The sequence below is a fragment of the Streptomyces sp. CG4 genome (assembly GCF_041080655.1).
Classification (GTDB): Bacteria; Actinomycetota; Actinomycetes; order Streptomycetales; family Streptomycetaceae; genus Streptomyces.
In genome coordinates, this window is record NZ_CP163525.1 from 739,868 (window position 1) to 757,920 (window position 18,053).

Below are 18,053 nucleotides of genomic sequence, written 5' to 3' on the forward strand. Positions count from 1 at the left end.
CCAGCACCTACAACGCGGCTTTCGTCAGCCGCCGTTCGGTGGCCGATGCAGGGGCTGCTCGGGGTCGGGCCGGGGGACGACAGGCGGTACGGCCCGCACGGCCGGCTCCTCGGTGCTCACCGTCAGCGGTTCCCCGTGATGACGCAGGGTCAGCGGCGGCCCGTCCAGCAGCGCGTACGTCGCCTTGTCCGCGCCGATGTCCACGCGCAGCCGCCGCCCGCGGAACGCGACGGTGAAGGCGAGCCGGCTCAGCCGCTCGGGCAGGCGGGGCGCGAACCGCAGCCGTTCGCCGTCGCGGCGCATCCCGCCGAAGCCCGCCACCAGCGCCATCCAGGTGCCGGCCAGGGAGGCGATGTGCAGTCCGTCGCGGGTGTTGTGCTCCAGGTCCTGCAGATCCATCAGGGCCGCCTCGGTGGTGTAGGCGTAGGCGAGGTCCGGATGGCCCGCCTGGGCGGCGACGACGGCCTGGCAGCAGGCCGACAGGGAGGAGTCCCGGACGGTCAGCGGCTCGTAGTAGGCGAAGTTCCGGGCGACCTGCTCCTCATCGTGCTCCGCGTCGAACCAGTCGCCGCAGGTGTACATGGCCAGCACCAGGTCGGCCTGCTTGATCACCTGCTTGCGGTAGAGGTCGAAGTAGGGGAAGTGCAACAGCAGGGGGTACTGGTCGGCGCGGGTGGCGGCGAAGTCCCAGCGCTGGTACCGGGTGAATCCGGCGTGCTGCTCGTGGACGCCGAGCTCGGCGTTGTAGGGGACGTGCATGGCCTCGGCGGCGTCCCGCCAGGCCGCGCTCTCCTCCTCGTCCACGCCGAGCCGGGCCGCCTCGCGCGGATGGCGTGCGACGGCGTCGGCCGCGGCGAGCAGGTTCTGCCGGGCCATGAGGTTGGTGTACGTGTTGTCGTCGGCGACCGCGCTGTACTCGTCGGGGCCGGTGACGCCGTCGATGTGGAAGACGCCGCGGGAGTCGTGGTGGCCGAGCGAGCGCCACAGCCGGGCCGTCTCCACCAGCAGTTCCACACCGGCCTCGCGTTCGAAGACGGTGTCCTCGGTGGCTTCGACGTACCGGACCACCGCGTCGGCGATGCCGGCGTTCACATGGAAGGCGGCGGTGCCGGCCGGCCAGTACGCCGAGCCTTCCGGTCCCGCGATGGTCCGCCAGGGGAACGCGGCGCCGGCGAGCCCGAGTTGGGCCGCGCGCTCGCGGGCCTCGTCCAGCGTGTTGTACCGCCAGCGCAGCGCCTCGGCGACGGCTCCGGGGGCGGTGTAGGTGAGCACGGGCAGCACGAACATCTCGGTGTCCCAGAAGGCGTGCCCGTCGTAGCCGGAGCCGGTCAGGCCCTTCGCCGGAATCGCGCGCTGCTCGGCGCGGCTGCCGGCCTGCAGGACGTGGAACAGGGCGAAGCGGACCGCCTGCTGGACCTCCTCGTCGCCCTCCACCTCGACGTCGGCGCGGGCCCAGAAGTCGTCCAGGCAGGTCCGCTGGTCGGCCAGCAGGCCCTGCCAGCCGTCGTGCGCGGCGGCGGCCAGTGCGGCGTCGACCTGGTCGGCCATCGCGGGCAGCGAGCGGGTGCCGGACCAGCCGTGGGCGACCAGCTTCTCCACCCGCAGCGTCTGTCCGGGCTCCAGTACGGAGGTGACGGTCAGCCGGGCCACGTCGCTGCCGCTCTCGCTGCGGGTCGTCGTACGCTCCGGGCCGCTGACGACGTGGTCGGCGGCCACGGCCACCCTGAGGCCGCTGCGCCGGGTGCGGTGCACCAGCCGTAGCCGGCTGCCGGAGGCGAAGTGGTCCTCCTGCTCCAGCGGCGACTGCAGCGCCATGGCGGCGCGCGGGTCGCCGTTCGGCTCCGGCAGGGTCTCGCCCGCGACCAGCTCGGACTGGATCACCACCCGGCTGCGGCAGCCGACGGCCTCCACCTCGTACGCCACCGCGGCGACCGCGCGCTGGGTCAGCGACACCAGCCGGGTCGAGCGCACCCGGACCGTGGAGCCCGCCGGGGAGGTCCACTCGCAGGTCCGCTCCAGGACCCCGCGGCGCAGGTCCAGGACCCGCTCATGGGCGACGAGCCGGCCGTAGCGCAGGTCGAACGGCTCGTCGTCCACGAGCAGCCGGAGCACCTTGCCGTTGGTGACGTTGATGACCGTCTGGCCCGACTCCGGGTAGCCGTAGCCCGCCTCCGCGTACGGCAGCGGGTGCACCTCGTGCACGCCGTTGAGGTAGCTGCCGGGCAATCCGTGCGGTTCGCCCTCGTCGAGGTTGCCGCGCCAGCCGACGTGCCCGTTGGACAGCGCGAACACCGACTCGCTCTGGGCGAGGACGCCGAGATCGAGGGCGGTCTCCCGTATGGTCCACGGCTCCACGCTGTACGACCGGTCGCTGATCACTGCTTGCCTCCCAGCTCGGCGAGGTCCCGCACCACGATGGTGGCGCCGTGCGCGTACAGCGCGTCGCTCTGGCCCACGCGGTCCACCCCGACCACGTACCCGAAGCCGCCGGCGCGGCCCGCGTCCATGCCGGCCAGCGCGTCCTCGAAGACGGCGGCCCGGGAGGGTTCGACGCCCAGATCGTGGGCGGCGGCGAGGAAGGTGTCGGGGTGCGGCTTGCCCGGCAGCCGCCGTGCGGCGGCGACCACACCGTCGATCCGTACGTCGAAGAGGTGCTCGGCGCCGACCGAGCGCAGCACGTCCTGGCAGTTGGCGCTGGAGGAGACGATCGCGGTGCGCAGCCCCTCGGCGCGGACCGCCTCCAGATAGCGCAGGGTGCCCTCGTAGGCCTCCACACCGCCGGTGTGGATCTTCGCCAGGAGCAGGGCGTTCTTGCGGTTGCCGAGGCCGTGCACGGTGTGGGCGTCCGGCGGGTCCTCGGGGGTGCCCTCGGGCAGCTGGATACCGCGCGAGTCGAGGAAGGCGCGGACGCCGTCGGCGCGCGGGCGGCCGTCGACGTACTCGTCGTACTCGGCGACGGCGTCGAACGGCCGCGCCTGTTCCCCCTCGTAGTCCCGCAGGAACGCGTCGAACGCCTCCTTCCAGGCGGCCGCGTGCACGACGGCCGTCTTGGTGACGACCCCGTCGAGGTCGAACAGACAGGCCTGGATTCCGTCGGGCAGACCGAGCTGAGTCATACCCAGCACTGTTCCCCATGGGGCGCCGTCCAGTGAGTGGCACACGCCACACACCGCGCGAACTCCTGGTGGCACACTCTGCTGTGTGCCACTGACCTTCACCGACCTTCTCGATCGTGCCCGTGGCCTCGTCCGGGACGGCCGGCGTGCCGTGCTCGGGATCGCGGGCAGCCCCGGCGCGGGCAAGACGACGCTCGCCGAGCAGTTGGTCCGGGCCCTGAACGCCGACGGGCCGCCCTGGGTCGCGCACGTTCCCATGGACGGCTTCCACCTGGCCGACGTCGAACTCGACCGGCTGGGCCGTCGGTCCCGCAAGGGCGCGCCGGACACCTTCGACGCGGCCGGCTATGCGGCACTGCTGCGGCGGCTCCGCGAGGACACCGAGGACGTGGTCTACGCCCCCGGCTTCGAGCGGGTGCTGGAGCAGCCCCTTGCCGGCGTGATCCCGGTACCACCGGCCGCCCGGCTCGTGGTCACCGAGGGCAACTACCTTCTGCTGGCGGAGGGTTCGTGGGCGCGGGTGCGGGCGTGCCTGGACGAGGTCTGGTTCTGCGAGACGTGCGAGGACGAACGGGTCCGCCGGCTGATCGCCCGGCACGAGGAGTTCGGGAAGGATCACGAGGCGGCCGTGGCCTGGGTCCTGGGCACGGACCAGCACAACGCCGAACTGATCGCGACGACCCGGGGGCGGGCGGACCTGGTCGTGGACTGCGGGGTCCCGGAAATCCGGTCGACGGTGCACGGGGACGACTGACTACCCTGCGTTCTCATGGGGTTGGACATCACCGTGCTCGCGCTCGACTGGGAGCGACTGGAGCGGACGCCGGCGGCCGAGCGGCAGGACGCGCTGTACGAGGCGGCGTGTCCCGACATCGACTGGGACGCGCAGCCCGAGACGGGCTGGGTGCGGCCCGCCTCGCCGGAGGTCCCCTGGGCCGACCGGTACGAGTTCCACAGCACCTTGGGCTCGTACAAGCCGCACTTCTGGGCCGGTGAATCCTGGGACGACGTAAGGCAGTTCGCCGCTCCGGCGCTCGCCCGAGCCCTGGACGCCTTCCTGGCCCGCCTGGGGGTGTGGGACGACGGCACGGACGAGGACGACGACGCTGCGGACCCCGGCCTGTTCCCCGCGGACCCGGCGCCCTGGCGGCCGAAGCTGCTGCTCGTCTGCCCGCCCGCGACCGTGTCCGAGCCGGCCGCCCACTGGTCCGAGGCCGAACCGCTGCTGGACGGCCTGCGCGAGGAGTACGACACGCACGCCGCCGCACCCGGCCGGTGGATCGGGAACTTCGACGAGTTCGCGGTGCTGCTGCGGGAGTGGGCCGTGGTGGTGCGTGCGGCCGAGCAGCGCGGCTGGGGGCTGCTCGGCCTGCCCATCTGAACGGTGGGGCGTTCAGCGGCTCAGGGTCAGCCGGGGTTCGCCGTGCGCGTCCCCGGGCGGATCACCGACCACCGCCGTGAACGCCTCGGTGTGTACCGTCAGCCCCTGATCGTCGTGATCAAAAGTGGGCGCGAAGTCCCCGCCGGGACCGTACCGTACGGCGAACACGTGCAGCCCGTCCGGCGCGCCCGGTGCCGGATCGGCCTCCAGGGCGCTGGAGGAGACCAGGTGCCGCCAGCCCTCGTCGGGGTTGCCGTAGCCGCGCGGGTCGGCGGCGAGGGTGAACGCGGCCTGTTCCTGGGTGAGTTCGGCGCGAGCGTCGAAGTGGTCGGGGCCGGCCTGCGTGGGGTGGGTGAGGCGCAGGCCGCCCGCCGAGGTGACCTCGCCCTCGGCACTGCGGCGCACCTGGTCGCCGTCGTCGGCGGCGTACGGCAGTCCGGACAGCAGGTACGGCGCCCCGTCGAGCCGTTCCACGGCGACCGTGACCCACAGGCGCGTCCCGTCGGTGACGTACAGCGAGCGCACATGGCGCAGGACGTGGTCGCGGCCGACGACCGGCTTGGTCACCAGCTTCGCCGCGAGCCCGTCGGCACGGACGTCCGCGACCCGGACCTCTCCCATCGGGCGGCACAGCAGGAAGCCGTCGGTGACCGGGCCGAATCCGTGCTGGCGGCGCACGGCGGCAGGCAGGTGGTAAGTGCCGCCCGCCTCGACCAGGGAGGGGGTCATCCGGCTGTCGAAGGCCACCGAGACCGTGCCGGCGCGCAGCTGGTGCCGGGCCGGCCGGGCCGACGGGGTGCGATGCCAGCGGGTGGTGTCCTGGATCTGCCAGACCAGCATGAACGCGAAGTGCCCGTCGATCCCGCCGTCTTGCCTGACGGCGTGCCGGCCCCAGCGGGTGTCGCCCCGGTAGCGGCCGAGGTCGGAGCCGATGCGGGCGCTGAAGTAGCGCAGGCCCAGGACGGATTCGAAGCCGGAGTGCTGTTCGCTGTAGCGGGGGCCGCCGTTGTCGTAGCCGCCGCAGGTCAGGCGGGCGTCGAGGTAGCGGGCGAGGGTGTCGCCGTCCTCGGCGAACATCTCCTCGCCGCTGATCCGGTGGGCCTGGGCCAGGAAGGACAGGGAGATCGGGCCGTAGTTGTTGTCGTAGGCGCCGCCGTGCTCGGGCGGCAGCAGGGCACCCCGGTCACGGACCCGGTGGGCGCGGATCTCCTCGGCGTACAGGGCGAGGGCACGGGAGCGGACCGGGTCGCTCTCGTCCGGGGGCACGTGGCGGGCCAGCATCAGGCCGCCGACCACGCAGCCGATGGCCTGGTTGCCCGCCTGCTGCGGGTTGAAGAAGGTGGCCTCGGTGAGCCAGCGCCAGTAGCCGCGCGCCAACTTCCGTAGTTCCGTGCGTTGTTCGTCGTCCAGGAGGCCGTCGGCCGCGTCGAGGACGTTGACCGTCTGGAGCAGCGCCCAGACGGTGCTGGGCCAGTCGCCGATCGGATGGGCGCCTGCGGCGAGTACGTAACGGGCATACGGCAGGCCCGAGTTGACCGCCCTGAGGTTCGGGTAGCCGGGGTTGTCCTCGGTGTACACGCGCTCGCGCAGGTGGAAGGCGAGGCTGTGGCGGACCGCCTCCGGGAGCCGGGGGTCCTTTCCGCGCTGCCAGGCGAGAGCCAGCAGGGAGGTGATGCCGAGGGAGGTGTCGCCGATGTCGTCGTGGGCATCGGGGTGTTCGAGGCTGCCCTCGGGGGTGATGCGGGCGAGGGCCTGCTCGGTGACGTCGGCGAGGACCGCGTCGTACGCCTGCGGGGTGTCCGGCAGATCGTGCAGCGGACCGCACTGGTAGGGCAGATGCACGCTGGTCAGCCCTTCATTCCGGTGGTCGCCAGGCCTTCCACCAGTCTCTTCTGGAAGACCAGGAAGCAGATGAGCGTCGGGGCGAGGGCGAGTGTCGACATGGCGAACATCGCCCCGTAGGAGGAGCCGCTGGTCTTGTCCAGGAAGAGGGTGAGGCCGAGGGGGACGGTGAAGCGGGCGTTCTGCTGGAGGTAGACGAGCTGGCTGAGGAAGTCGTCGTAGGTCCAGATGAAGGTGAAGATGGTGGTGGTGACGAGGGCGGGCTTCATCAACGGCAGGATGATCCTGACGTAGATCTGGAGCGGGTTGGCGCCGTCCATCATCGCGGCCTGGTCCAGCTCGCGCGGGATGGAGCGGATGAACTGCACCATCAGGAAGATGAAGAAGGCGTCCGTGGCGAGGAACTTCGGCACGATCAGCGGCAGGAAGGTGTTGATCCAGGTCAGGTTGTAGAAGATCGTGTACTGCGGGATCAGCGTGGCCTGCAGGGGCAGCATGAGCGTGCCGAGCATCAGGCCGAACCAGATCTTCTTGCCCCGGAACTCGAAGCGTGCGAAGGCATAGGCGGCCAGCGAGCACGAGATGACGTTTCCGATTACCGCGCCGATCGTGACGATCAGCGAGTTGGTGATGTAGAGCGAGAAGGAGTTTCCGGAGCCGCTCCAGCCCTCGGAGTAGTTCCGCGGGTGCAGTTCGTTCGGGATCAGGCCGGGGTGCGTGAAGATCTCGGTGTCCGGCTTGAGGGAGCTGCTGAGCATCCACAGCAGCGGGTAGAGCATGACGAGCGCGACGCCGATCAGCAGGGTGTGCAGGAGGATGCGGCGGGGGCCGGGGAGCGAACGGACCGAACCGAGCGAACGGAGCTTCTGGAGCGGCGAAGCGCTCGGCGTGATGGCGGACATGATCGGCATGATCGGACGGACTCCTCGCTCAGTCGTCGTAGTGGACCCAATAACGGCTGGCGACGAAATTGACCGCCGTGAAACCCGCGATGACCAGGAAGAGCACCCAGGCGAGCGCCGAGGCGTAGCCCATCTGGAGGTCGGTGAAGCCCTTCTTGTAGAGGTAGAGGGAGTACAGCATGGTCGAATCGAGCGGTCCGCCGGTGCCGTTGCTCACGACGTAGGCGGGGGTGAACGTCTTGAACCCGTCGATGATCTGCAGGACCAGGTTGAAGAAGACGATCGGGGTGAGCAGCGGGAGGGTGATCCGGAAGAACCGGGTGAGCGTTCCGGCGCCGTCGATCGCGGCGGCCTCGTACACGTCCTTGGGCAGCTGCTTCAGTCCGGCCAGGAAGATGACCATCGGCGTGCCGAACTGCCAGACGGCGAGCAGGATGAGCGTGTAGATCGAGGTGTCCGGACTCGAAATCCAGTCCTGGCCCTTGATCCCGAACCAGCCGAGGAAGTCGTTGAACAGCCCGTCCCCGCCGAACACCTGCCGCCAGACGATCGCGACGGCTACCGCCCCGCCGAGCAGCGAGGGCAGATAGAAGGCGGCCCGGTAAACGCCGATCCCCTTCAGCGGCCGGTTGAGCAGCAGGGCCACACCGAGCGCGAGCGCCAGTTTCAGCGGGACGGAGACGGCGACGTACAGCAGGGTCGCGTGCACCGAGTCCCAGAAGACCGGGTCGTCGGAGAACATGTGCGTGTAGTTCCGGGCGCCGATCCACCGCGCGGGCGTCAGCAGGTCGAAGTCCGTGAAGGACAGGTACAGCGAGTCCAGCATCGGGTAGATCGTCAGCCCGAACAGGCCGGCGAACCAGGGGGCCAGGAAGACGTACGGCCACCATCCCCCGCCGCGCCGTCTGGCGGCACGGCGGCGCAGACGCTCGCGCTCGCGCCGGTCGGCGGGGCCGGCGGGCTTCGCCGGGGCCGCCGGCTCCTCCCCCACGGCCGCGTCGCTCCTGGCAGTGGTCATGCTCATCGTCTCCCTGGCCCTCTCCGGGTGCCGGACTGTGCTGGGGCGGGCGGTCAGCCCGCGAGGATGTTCTGCGCCTGGTCGAAGAACTCGCTCAGCTGCGCCTTGATGGTCTTCTTGCCGAAGGCGACCGCCAGGTTGGACTGGAACAGCAGGTCCCAGATCCGGTTCGCGCCCTGGGGCGGGGGCACGGGTGCGGGCAGCGCGTCGCTCGCCTTCGTGACCCGCCGGGAGAGGTAGTCGGCCATCGCCATGTTCCGCTTGTCGGTGTCGTTCAGCCCGGCCGAGATGAGCGAACGGGCCTTCTCGGTCGGCGGGATGCCGCGCAGCAGCCGCATGTCCTTGATGGCGGTGGGGTCCTGGGCGAAGAAGTCCATGATCTTCACCGAGTCGGCGACTTTCTTGCTCGCCCTGGTGGCGCTCAGCAGCACACCGCCGTTGACGAAGTTGCCTTCGCGGGCGCCCGCGAAGTCGCCCTGCGGGGTGGGCAGGAAGTCCAGCTGGGCGTCGGTGATCGAGCCGCCGGCGCCGTAGACACCGGAGTCGAAGGTGAACAGGGCCTTGCCGATGACGACCGCGTTCTTGGTGAGGTCGTTGTGCGCGGCGGAGGTGATCGCGGGCGGCGGGCAGGCGTGGTCCGTGCGCATGCCGGTCCAGAACTCCCACCACTCCTGGAGGGTGTCGGCGGTGAAGCCGAGCTTCCTGCCGTCGTCGGAGAAGAAGGGCTGGCCCTTCTCGCGGGCGAAGATCTCGAAGCACTGGAGGGTGGAGCCGCCGCCGTCGTCGACGCCGTAGATCCTGCCGCCGCTCTTCCGGTACACATCGGTGGCGATCTTCTTCAGGTCGTTCCAGGTCCATTCGCGGCCGGGCAGCTTCAGGCCGAGTCTCTCCAGGCCGCTTCGGTTGACGGTCAGTTGGTTGACGCCGATGCCGGACGGGACGCCGTACAGCTTGCCGTCGACGGTCCCGGCGGCGAGCAGCGTCTTCGAGAAGCCGGTCAGGTCGAGGGACTTGCCGACGTACGAGTCGAGCGGGGCGAGGATGCCCTTGCGGGCGTACTGGGCGACCAGCGCGGTGTCCATCTGCAGCAGGTCGGGGGCGCTGCCGCCGGCGACCTGGGTGTTGAACTTGTCGAAGTAGCCGTCGTAGCCGGAGTACCGGGTCTCCACCTTGATCTTCGGGTTGTTCTTCCCGAAGGTCGCGAGGGCCTTCTGGTAGGCGGCGTGCCGCTCGTCGCTGCCCCACCAGGTCATCGTCAGGCTGCCGTGGTCGCTGCCCGCGCCGGTGCCGCCGGCGCAGGCGGTGAGCGCGGGGCCGAGGGCGCCTGTGACGGCGAGCCCGCTCGCGGTGCGGAAGAGGGTTCTGCGCGAGATCTGGTGACCCACCGGGTCCTCCCTGAAGGGTGCGTGACGGAGCCCCGGCCGGTCGCCGCGGCCCGGGTGCGGGCGTGCGGTCGTGTGGCACGGGTGCGTTGCTCGGGAAACGTGCGCCTTGCGGGAGCGGCCTCGCCCGGCCGCGCCGCCTTGGTACGGGTGGGATCCCCGGCCGCCTGGCGGCCGGTGCCGCACGAGCACGCCCTCGTGCGCCGCGCCGTACGTCGCGCACGGCCCGGATGCCACCCCAGGCCGGTGTCCCGACCGGCCTAGAAAGCGCTTGTCCGGACATTGGCAGAGCGACCCGGAGGCCGTCAATCCTTCCGCCGCGCGGCCTCGGTCACGGTTCGGACACCGCGGGCGACCGCGAGCCGGGCCGCGCCGACGACGGTGCCGACATCGCCGACCGTGCTGCTGACCACCTCGGTGGGCCAGCTCAGCCGGGCCAGTTCGGCCCGCACGCCGGGCAGGAGCTGAGGGTCCGCGCCGGTGCTGCCGCCGAGCACGATGAGTCCCGGGTCGAGTACGGCGGCCACGGCGGCGGCGAGCCGGCCCACGTCGGCGGCATGGCGGGCGACGACGGCACGGGCCGGGGCGCTCCCCTCGCCGGCGAGGGCGAACAGCCGCTCAGTGGTGGCCGGGCACGGGCCGTCGGCGTCCCGCCAGGCCGCCGCGGTCCGCCGCAGCAGCGACGCGGCGCCGATGTACTCCTCCAGGGCCTCCAGGCGCGGCTCGCGGCCGTCGTCCCAGGGGTAGGGCAGACGGGCCAGCTCGCCGGCGGCGCCGTTCGCGCCGCGCAGCACCCGGCCGTCGATGACGACGCCGAGTCCGACGCCCACGCCGACGCGCAGATAGCCGAAGGTGTCGCGGCCGCGGGCGGCGCCTTCGTGGAGTTCGGCCAGGGCGGCGCAGTTAACGTTGTTCTCCAGGTGAACGGGGACCGCCGGCGGCAGTGCGACGGCCATGGCGTCGTAGACCGGGCCCGCTTTGGCGGTCGCCGGACGCATCCCGGTGCCCGACGCCGCCCGCGCGGTGACATCGCCGACGGCGACGACGATGGTGCGCAGCGGGGTACCGGCGGGCAGTGCGCGGCGGGCCTCGCGTACGGCGCCGGCGGCATCCGCCCGGGGCCCGGTGGCCTCGGCCAGCAGGGTTCCGTCGAGGGCGCAGCCCCGTACCCGGGTGAGGTCCGGGCCCAGGTCGACGGCGAGTACGGCGCCGGCGTCCGGTCCGAGCCGGTAGACGGCGGCGGTGCGGCCGGTGCCGCTGGACGCCGTACCGGAGTGGGCGGCGAGGCCGGCGCTCTCCAGCTCCGCGACGGCGACGGACACCGTCGGTTTGGACAGGCTGGCCAGGCTTGCCAGTTGGGGGCGGGTCGCGCTGGCCGCCCGGGCGAGCACGGCGAAGACCGCGCTCGCGCTCTCGGACAGCCGGGGCGCCGCCTCCACGTCGTGTTCCACGGTTCTCCCCCCGGGTAGCGAGGACGGACTCCGACTCTTGACGCACTCTACTCCGTTAGTTAACTTCCTAACGAACTTCACGGCACTCGCCTGCCGTACTCCGCCCGAGGCCCGTCCCGGGGCTTCCCGACCACTCCAACTCCCCTTCGTCCAGGCATGGTTCGCCCACCGTCGCAGCACCGGGCACCGACGAAAGAGATCCTGTGCAGGAGTCCGCACCCGTCCTGGTCGGCATCGACGCGGGCGGCACCAAGACGCTGCCCTTGCCGATATCTCCGTCCGTGCAGGTCAGGCGGCGTGTTCGTACTCGTGAAGGATGCCGCCGAGGCCATCGCGTCTTCGTATGTCGAGGCGGGCTATTTGGTCCGGATCGGCGATCGGGGCGGGCAATGGGTAGAGCGGACGGGCGTTCGCGATGCCCTGATGCGGGCGGTGTCCGTTGTAGAACTGCTCGAACTCACGCAGGACGTTCAGCAGGTGCCGCTGGTTCCAGATCAAGGTCCGGTCCAGCAGCTCGCGTCGGCACGTTTGCACCCACCGCTCCACGATCGCGTTCATTCTCGGCATCCGGACCCCGCTGAGCACGACCTCGATCCCTACGTCCTTCAAGATGGCGTCGAACATCCCGGGGAACTTGCCGTCCCTGTCCCGGATCATGAACCTTGCCCGATAGCCCTCGTCCTCCAGGTCCATCACGAGATTCTTCGCGGCCTGGACCACCCAGGACGCGGTCGGGTGGGCAGTGGCGCCCAGGACGCGGACCCGGCGACTGCCGTGCTCGATGACGGCGAACACGTACAGCCGCACTCCGGTCAGGGTGACCGTCTCGAAGAAGTCGCAGGCCAGCAGGGCATCGTCCTGGGAGCGCAGGAAGTCGCCCCAGGTACTGGAGCTCCGTTCGGGCGCCGGGTCGATCCCGGCCTCCTTCAAGATCTCCCATACCGTGGATGCGGCCACCTCGATCCCCAGCACGAGCAGCTCGCCGTGCACCCTCCTGTAGCCCCAGCCGGGATTCTCGCGCGCCAGGCGCAGCACCAGGACGCGGATGGAGTGCACGGTGCGCGGCCGGCCCGGGCGCTTGGGCCAGGACCCGGCGGCATGGCGGCGCGCGACCAGGTCACGGTGCCATCGCAACACCATGTCCGGCCGCACCAACAACCGCAACCGACGCAGCACATCCCGCCGGAGCCGGTGCAGCAACGCCGCCAGGAACGCCCGATCGCCCGGCTCGAACCGCGGCCTGCTCCCGCCCAGCTGCCGCTCCAACATCGCAATCTGATGGCGCAGCACCAGAATCTCCACGTCCTTGTCCCGGTCGCTCATCGGCAGCAGGCGCAGCATGGCGAACGCGTTCGTCACGCCCAGGTAAGCCAGTCGCAGCAGCACGGCCGATCATGTTCCCGCAGCGTCCGGCACGCGCACCAGAGCACCGGCCCAACCGACCGGGAGTGTCAAGACCCGCAAAACCCGCATACCGCTCTCACCTGCACGGACGAAGTTTCCGGCAAGGGCAGGCTCATGCTCCACAGGCGCCTCGCCCGCGACTACGAAACTCTCAGCACCAGCTCCGAAGCCATGATCCACATCACCTCGATCGACAACCTCGCCAGGCGCATAACGGACGAGGCCACGCCAACCTGGCGAGGGACCTACTAGGACATACAGGGCAATACGCCTAGATCAAACGCCCTCTGAGGACGCCGCCCTGACCGGTTCTATTTTTCGGACCAGGACACTAGCCGTGGCCTATCCGATCGCGTCAGCCGCAATCACCTGCTCAGTCCAGATGATCTTGCCGGTCTTCGTGTACCGAGTGCCCCACCGGCGGGCCATCTGGGCAACGATCAGGAGGCCCCGTCCCCCCTCGTCGGTGGTCCGCGCGTGACGCAGCCGTGGCGCGGTGCTGCTGGCGTCGGAGACCTCACAGATCAGGCCGCGATCCCGGATCAAGCGCAGGCAGACCGGTCCGGCCGCATGGCGGATCGCGTTGGTCACCAGTTCACTGACGATGAGTTCCGTGGTGAAGGTGAGATCGTGGATGCCCCACTCCGTCAGCTTCTGAGCCGCGAGGTCGCGGGCGTGCGCGACGGCAGCCGGGTCGGTGGGCAGGTCCCAGGAGGCGACGCGGTCCGGGGCCAGGACACGGGTCCGGGCGAGGAGCAGGGCCGCGTCGTCGGCAGGCGGACCCGTCAGCAGGCTGTTGATGACTCGCCGGCCGGTCTCCGCCAGGGTCGGCAGGGGCGTTGCGAGGGCATCGCCCAGCCGGGAGAGCCCGACGTCGATGTCCCGGTCGACGGACTCGATCAGGCCGTCGGTGTAGAGGGCGATGAGGCTGCCGTCTTCCAGCTCGGTCTCGATGGACTCGAACGGAAGGTAGCCGAGGCCGAGTGGTGGTCCGGCGGGCAGGTCCAGAATGTCGGCGGCGCCGTCGGGAGCGACGATCATCGGTGGGAGGTGACCTGCTCGGGCCATGGTGCACCGCCTGCTGACCGGGTCGTAGACGGCGTACAGGCAGGTGGCGCCCAGGAACGCGCTACCCGTCGCCTCGCCCTCGGCCGCCAACGGTGTATCGATATCGTGCGCGCCCATGAGGCCGATGACCAGGTCGTCCAGACGGGCCAGCAGTTCGTCCGGGGAGAGGTCGAGGTTGGCGAGCGTGCGTACCGCGACGCGCAGGCGCCCCATGGTCGCCGCCGCGTTGATGCCGTGTCCGGCCACGTCTCCGACGACCAGGGCGACGCGTGCTCCGGAGAGCGGGATCACGTCGAACCAGTCGCCGCCCACACCGCTGGGGGCATCCGCCGGGAGATACCACGAGGCCACGGCGAGAGCGGACCCTCCCGTCAGGTCCTGCGGCAACAGGTAGCGCTGCATGGAACGGGCCGCCGTGCGCTCACGGGTGAAACGGCGTGCGTTGTCGATGCACACCGCCGCACGGGAGACGAGTTCCTCGGCGAGGCGGACGTCGTCGTCCTCAAAGGGGCCCAGCCGCCGGGACCGGGCGAACGTCGCCACCCCCAGGGTGACGCCGCGCGCCCGCACGGGGACCACCATCACCGAGCGGAAGTCGTAGTCCAGGAACGAGGCGCCCAGCGTCTCGTCCACGGTCACCCACGGGCTGTCGGTACGGTCAAGGACCCGTTCGACCAGGGTCCTGCTCTCCAGCAGACAGCGGGTCACGGGGGACGAGGGGGCACGCTGGACTGTCTCCCCCACGGCCAGTGACGCCTCGGGACAGCCCTCACGAACCGACTGCTGGGCCGCTCGGCGGATGACGGGCGACATCCCGACCGGCCCGGGTGCCGGCTCCTCGCCCCTCGTGACCGAGTCCAGCAGGTCGACGGCGACGAAGTCGGCGACGGCCGGTACCGCGTCGTCGGCCAGTTCCTGCGCGGTCCGGGTCACGTCAAGGGTGCTGCCGATGCGGGCAGCGGCGTCGTTGAGCAGGGCGAGGCGTTCCTGCGCCCGCCATCGCTCGGTGACGTCGATGATCATGTACCAGACGCCCACGGTCCGGCCGTGGCGGTCCTTCATCGCGAAGAAGGAGGCAGAGATCGCGCGGCCACGGTCGTGCACCGTGTAGCCGGCGCCGCGGTACTCGAAGTCCATCACCGGCGCACCGGTCCGAAGAACCTCGCGCATCTTCTCCTCGAAGGCGTCGGCCTCGGCCTGCGGCAACACCTCCGCCATCCGCCGCCCCAGCCGCCGCTTCAGCGAGATCTGGCGGTCCAGCGGCTCGTTCACCCAGACATACCGCAGATCCGTGTCGAGAACGGCGATGCCGACCGGCGCGTGGCTGAGGAAGGGGGTGAGCATCAGCTGGCTCACCCCGCCGCCCGGCATCCGCCAGAAGGCCCGTTTCGGAGGCCGGCCGACGAACCTGCCGAAGATCAGAGCCGCAAGCGTGGCGACCAGGACGCCCGGAATCATCTCGTAGATGCCCGACCAGAAGGGGCCGTGCAGCGGCTTGACCACACGCCACAGGAGCACCGTGACTGCGCCGGACACGATCCCGGCCATGGCCCCCGCCCAGGTCATGCGCGGCCAGTACAGCGAGAGCAGGACCACCGGGCCGAAAGCGGCCCCGAAGCCCGCCCAGGCGTAGCCCACGATCCCCAGTAGCCCGCCGCCCCTCAGCGCGATCAAAGAGGCCACCAGGGTCACGGCGACGACGGCGGCGCGACCCACCCACACCAGTGCCTGGTCCGAGGCGCGCCGCTTGAGGAACGCGTGGTAGAAGTCCTCCGTGAGTGCGACGGACGACACGAGGAGCTGACTGTCCGCGGTCGAGATGATCGCGGCGAGCACCGCGATCAGCATCACGCCGGCGCCCCACGGACTGAACAGGGTCCGACTCAGAGCGATGTAGACCGTCTGCGGGTCATGGAGCGGTGTGCCGAACTGCGCGATGCCCAGCAGGCCGACCACTGTGGCACCGGCCAGCACCACGACCACCCACCCGGTCTCGATACGGCGGGCGGCGGGTACGGCACTGGTGCTGCGGATGCCCATGAAGCGGGCCAGGATGTGCGGCTGCCCGAAATAGCCGAGGCCCCACGAGAGCAACGAGATGATCGAGACGGCGCCGAGCGACCCGCCGCCTCCCAACCACCGTCCGTTCACGAAGTCGACCTTGACACCCATGTCCAGCAGGCTGGGCGTCTTGCTGTTGAGGGAGTCACGAAGCGCACCGAAGCCGCCGAGCGTCGCGATACCTACGACGGGGAGGACGAGCAGGGCGAGGAACATCAGCGTGGCCTGCATGACGTGGCTCAGGCTCACGGCCAGGAAGCCGCCCAGGCATGAGTAGACGACGATCACCAGGGCGGTCAGGGCCACCCCGAGCCGGAAACCGGCGCCGAAGATGTGCCCGAAAAGCAACCCGCCGGCCACCAGTCCACTGGCGACGTACACGGTGAAGAACACGAGGGTCACCGCCGCCGAGACCATCCGGAGCATCCGTGTGCGGTCCTCGAACCGCTCCTCCAGGTAAGCCGACAGGCTCACCGCGTTCCCGGCGCGCTCCGTGTAGGTGCGCAGCCTCGGCGCCACGAACAACCAGTTGAGGTACGTACCGAGCACCAGGCCGACCGCGATCCAGCTGGCGCCGACACCGGCCGCGTACACCGCTCCGGGGAAGGCGAGGAACAGCCAGCCGGACATGTCGCTGGCCCCTGCGGACAGGGCGGCGACGAACGCGGGGAGCCTGCGGCCGCCCAGGGCGAAGTCGGCGAAGGTGTGCGTACGGCGGTAGGCCCAGACACCTGTTCCGATCATGACAGCCACGTACACGAGGAACGTGGCCACGATCGGCGCACTCAAGTCGGACATACTGCCTCGCCTGCGAGGTTCATGACCACGGAACTGCAACCGCACGACTGACAGTCGCGATCCCTACTGCACAAATGTACAGATTCCGGTCGCCCTCGGCGGCCGGTGCCGCCCGCGCCGGTGCCGACACGGGCACTCCGTCACGCCGAGGTCGAAGAGGACCGCCATCACCGGCACGGCAGGCGCACAGGATGGGACAGTGAAGGAGCCTCTGGCCAGGCTCTGTTGAAGTCACGCAAGCCGGGTTGCCGCTCACGAGCGGCTCACGGACGAGGCCGACAGATCCCGTTCAGGACCCAGGGTCAACCAGAGGGCTGGTCGGCCTGACCGGAAACCGCTCATGAACGCCCTCACGGTCAGCGTGCGCTGCCGATGTTGCGGTCGCCGTCGGCGCCCTGGAGCATCAGGGTGGTCTCCTCGATGCGCCGGAAGCGCCCGTCGGCGGCGAACTCGCCGAAGAGGTAGACCTCCATGCGGACGGAGGAGCCGTCGGTCTTGTCGACATCGATGATGTGCCGGTCGGCGTACAGGTCGCCCTGCACGAGTTCGTCCAGCACCCGGATCGAGCCACTCGCGACGATGCCGCGCAGGTGGGCGATGTGGGTCGTGAACTCGCTCCGGTCGTCCCAACGGCCGTCGGTGCGCTGGCGGTAGTCCGGGGCGAAGTGCCGGTCCACGGCTTCGGACAGCTCCAGCCCCGGTGTGAAGAGCAGGTCGGTCATGGCGGAGACGACGTCGGTACGGAAGGCGCTGGTGGTCATGGCGGTCCTCACAGAAGGGTCGGGGAACACGGGTTCCCGAATCGGAGATTTGCGTGCGTCGAGCACGCATCTGAAGAGTACTACAGACTGCGTGCGCCGCGCACGCTAGTCTGGAGGGCATGCCGAACGATGTAGGACACGAGATCGCCGACGCGCTGGCAGCGCTGCTCAAGCGCGATACCCGGACACAGCTGTACCAACGCCTGACCGAGGGTCTGGGCGACGCCGTGGACGAGACCACCTACCCCGTCCTCAGCGGGCTGGCTCGCATCGGCCCGCGCAGCGCCGCCGACCTCGCCAGCGAGATCGGCCTGGACCGCTCCGGCGTCACCCGCCGCGCCACCCGCCTGGAGAACGCCGGCCTCCTGCACCGCGATCCCGACCCCCTCGACCGGCGCGCCACCCTGCTCGCGCTGACCGAGGCCGGGCAGCAGACCGTGGACGTCACCCGACGCCGCCTCGCCGCGCACATCGAGGCATCCTTGGCCTCCTGGCCGCCCGCCGATGCCCGCACCTTCGCCCACCACCTCCAGCGCTTCGTCACCGACGGCCCCTTCACCTGATCCGGAACGGGAACCTGACGCCATCGCACCCGCTCCGGGCGGGTGCCTCGACCCGGGTTGCGAGCCTTGCGCTCGGCCGCGTCGCCGCCGCACCGGAACGCCGGGAGGCCCCTCACCCGCCCGGCTCGACCATGCAGCTCCGAGCGAAATCCGGGCGTCGATTCTCTGCCTGTCCATCCGATGGAGACGGCACATCGCATCCACACGCACCAGTCCAGATCGGCCGAGATTTCAGTGCGCCACCCGCCTCAAGGAGGTGGCCGTCGCCGACCGGGCCACCAAAATCTGATGTGGCACCAGAGCCTG

13 protein-coding genes and 1 pseudogene are annotated in these 18,053 nt (G+C 70.5%); 4 read left to right on the top strand and 10 right to left on the bottom strand.

What is annotated here, in order from left to right; all coding sequences use genetic code 11:
* Positions 1 to 24: 24 nt before the first annotated feature.
* Together AB5L52_RS03365 and AB5L52_RS03370 are read right to left on the bottom strand one after the other, a co-directional pair.
* Positions 25 to 2,379, bottom strand: coding sequence for a glycoside hydrolase family 65 protein (locus AB5L52_RS03365; RefSeq protein WP_369362579.1), 2,355 nt, complete (start codon positions 2,377 to 2,379; stop codon positions 25 to 27).
* Positions 2,376 to 3,116 carry a beta-phosphoglucomutase family hydrolase gene (locus tag AB5L52_RS03370; RefSeq protein ID WP_351033324.1) on the bottom strand — a complete coding sequence of 247 codons (741 nt, stop codon included), beginning with the start codon at positions 3,114 to 3,116 and terminating at the stop codon, positions 2,376 to 2,378. The genes AB5L52_RS03365 and AB5L52_RS03370 overlap by 4 nt, the downstream gene beginning before the upstream one ends.
* An 85-nt stretch (positions 3,117 to 3,201) precedes the next feature.
* Between AB5L52_RS03370 and AB5L52_RS03375 the strand changes: the two genes are divergently transcribed.
* Together AB5L52_RS03375 and AB5L52_RS03380 are read left to right on the top strand one after the other, a co-directional pair.
* Positions 3,202 to 3,870, top strand: a complete 669-nt coding sequence (locus AB5L52_RS03375) for a nucleoside/nucleotide kinase family protein (RefSeq protein ID WP_369362580.1) — start codon at positions 3,202 to 3,204, stop codon at positions 3,868 to 3,870.
* A gap of 15 nt (positions 3,871 to 3,885) precedes the next feature.
* Positions 3,886 to 4,497, top strand: a complete 612-nt coding sequence (locus AB5L52_RS03380; RefSeq protein ID WP_369362581.1) for a hypothetical protein — start codon at positions 3,886 to 3,888, stop codon at positions 4,495 to 4,497.
* 12 nt (positions 4,498 to 4,509) lie between these two features.
* Here the strand turns inward: AB5L52_RS03380 and AB5L52_RS03385 are convergent, their stop codons facing one another.
* The 6 genes from AB5L52_RS03385 to AB5L52_RS03410 all read right to left on the bottom strand — a co-directional run bounded on the left by AB5L52_RS03385 (position 4,510) and on the right by AB5L52_RS03410 (position 12,478).
* Positions 4,510 to 6,339: a hypothetical protein gene (locus AB5L52_RS03385; protein WP_369362582.1), complete on the bottom strand. Its 1,830-nt coding sequence runs from the start codon at positions 6,337 to 6,339 to the stop codon at positions 4,510 to 4,512.
* Between the two features lie 5 nt (positions 6,340 to 6,344).
* Positions 6,345 to 7,241 (bottom strand): carbohydrate ABC transporter permease, encoded by an 897-nt coding sequence (locus AB5L52_RS03390; RefSeq protein WP_351576657.1) that lies wholly within the window; start codon positions 7,239 to 7,241, stop codon positions 6,345 to 6,347.
* Positions 7,242 to 7,269: 28 nt separating this feature from the next.
* Complete coding sequence (locus AB5L52_RS03395) at positions 7,270 to 8,259, bottom strand: carbohydrate ABC transporter permease (RefSeq protein ID WP_369362583.1); 990 nt, start codon at positions 8,257 to 8,259, stop codon at positions 7,270 to 7,272.
* A 53-nt stretch (positions 8,260 to 8,312) separates the two neighbouring features.
* Complete coding sequence (locus AB5L52_RS03400) at positions 8,313 to 9,644, bottom strand: ABC transporter substrate-binding protein (protein ID WP_369362585.1); 1,332 nt, start codon at positions 9,642 to 9,644, stop codon at positions 8,313 to 8,315.
* A 302-nt stretch (positions 9,645 to 9,946) separates the two neighbouring features.
* Positions 9,947 to 11,092 carry an ROK family protein gene (locus AB5L52_RS03405; protein ID WP_369362586.1) on the bottom strand — a complete coding sequence of 382 codons (1,146 nt, stop codon included), beginning with the start codon at positions 11,090 to 11,092 and terminating at the stop codon, positions 9,947 to 9,949.
* 288 nt (positions 11,093 to 11,380) lie between these two features.
* Positions 11,381 to 12,478, bottom strand: coding sequence for an integrase core domain-containing protein (locus AB5L52_RS03410; protein WP_369362587.1), 1,098 nt, complete (start codon positions 12,476 to 12,478; stop codon positions 11,381 to 11,383).
* A gap of 123 nt (positions 12,479 to 12,601) precedes the next feature.
* Here AB5L52_RS03410 and AB5L52_RS03415 point away from each other — a divergent pair.
* Positions 12,602 to 12,748 (top strand): annotated as a pseudogene (locus tag AB5L52_RS03415) (IS5/IS1182 family transposase); the annotation flags it as partial.
* Between the two features lie 90 nt (positions 12,749 to 12,838).
* Here the strand turns inward: AB5L52_RS03415 and putP are convergent.
* Positions 12,839 to 16,423 carry a sodium/proline symporter PutP gene (gene putP, locus AB5L52_RS03420; protein WP_369362588.1) on the bottom strand — a complete coding sequence of 1,195 codons (3,585 nt, stop codon included), beginning with the start codon at positions 16,421 to 16,423 and terminating at the stop codon, positions 12,839 to 12,841.
* 356 nt (positions 16,424 to 16,779) lie between these two features.
* Positions 16,780 to 17,184, bottom strand: a complete 405-nt coding sequence (locus tag AB5L52_RS03425) for a nuclear transport factor 2 family protein (protein ID WP_351026239.1) — start codon at positions 17,182 to 17,184, stop codon at positions 16,780 to 16,782.
* A gap of 119 nt (positions 17,185 to 17,303) precedes the next feature.
* On the opposite strand from AB5L52_RS03425, the gene AB5L52_RS03430 reads away from it, so the two are divergent.
* Complete coding sequence (locus AB5L52_RS03430) at positions 17,304 to 17,747, top strand: MarR family transcriptional regulator (RefSeq protein WP_351026238.1); 444 nt, start codon at positions 17,304 to 17,306, stop codon at positions 17,745 to 17,747.
* Positions 17,748 to 18,053: the final 306 nt, after the last annotated feature.

Excerpts from the sequence above, each read along its gene's own strand:
- AB5L52_RS03370 (WP_351033324.1), bottom strand. The coding sequence starts at position 3,116 with ATGACTCAGCTCGGTCTGCCCGACGGAATCCAGGCCTGTCTGTTCGAC.
- AB5L52_RS03380 (WP_369362581.1), top strand. The coding sequence starts at position 3,886 with ATGGGGTTGGACATCACCGTGCTCGCGCTCGACTGGGAGCGACTGGAG.
- AB5L52_RS03390 (WP_351576657.1), bottom strand. The coding sequence starts at position 7,241 with ATGTCCGCCATCACGCCGAGCGCTTCGCCGCTCCAGAAGCTCCGTTCG.
- AB5L52_RS03395 (WP_369362583.1), bottom strand. The coding sequence starts at position 8,259 with ATGACCACTGCCAGGAGCGACGCGGCCGTGGGGGAGGAGCCGGCGGCC.
- putP (WP_369362588.1), bottom strand. The coding sequence starts at position 16,423 with ATGTCCGACTTGAGTGCGCCGATCGTGGCCACGTTCCTCGTGTACGTG.
- AB5L52_RS03425 (WP_351026239.1), bottom strand. The coding sequence starts at position 17,184 with ATGACCACCAGCGCCTTCCGTACCGACGTCGTCTCCGCCATGACCGAC.
- AB5L52_RS03430 (WP_351026238.1), top strand. The coding sequence starts at position 17,304 with ATGCCGAACGATGTAGGACACGAGATCGCCGACGCGCTGGCAGCGCTG.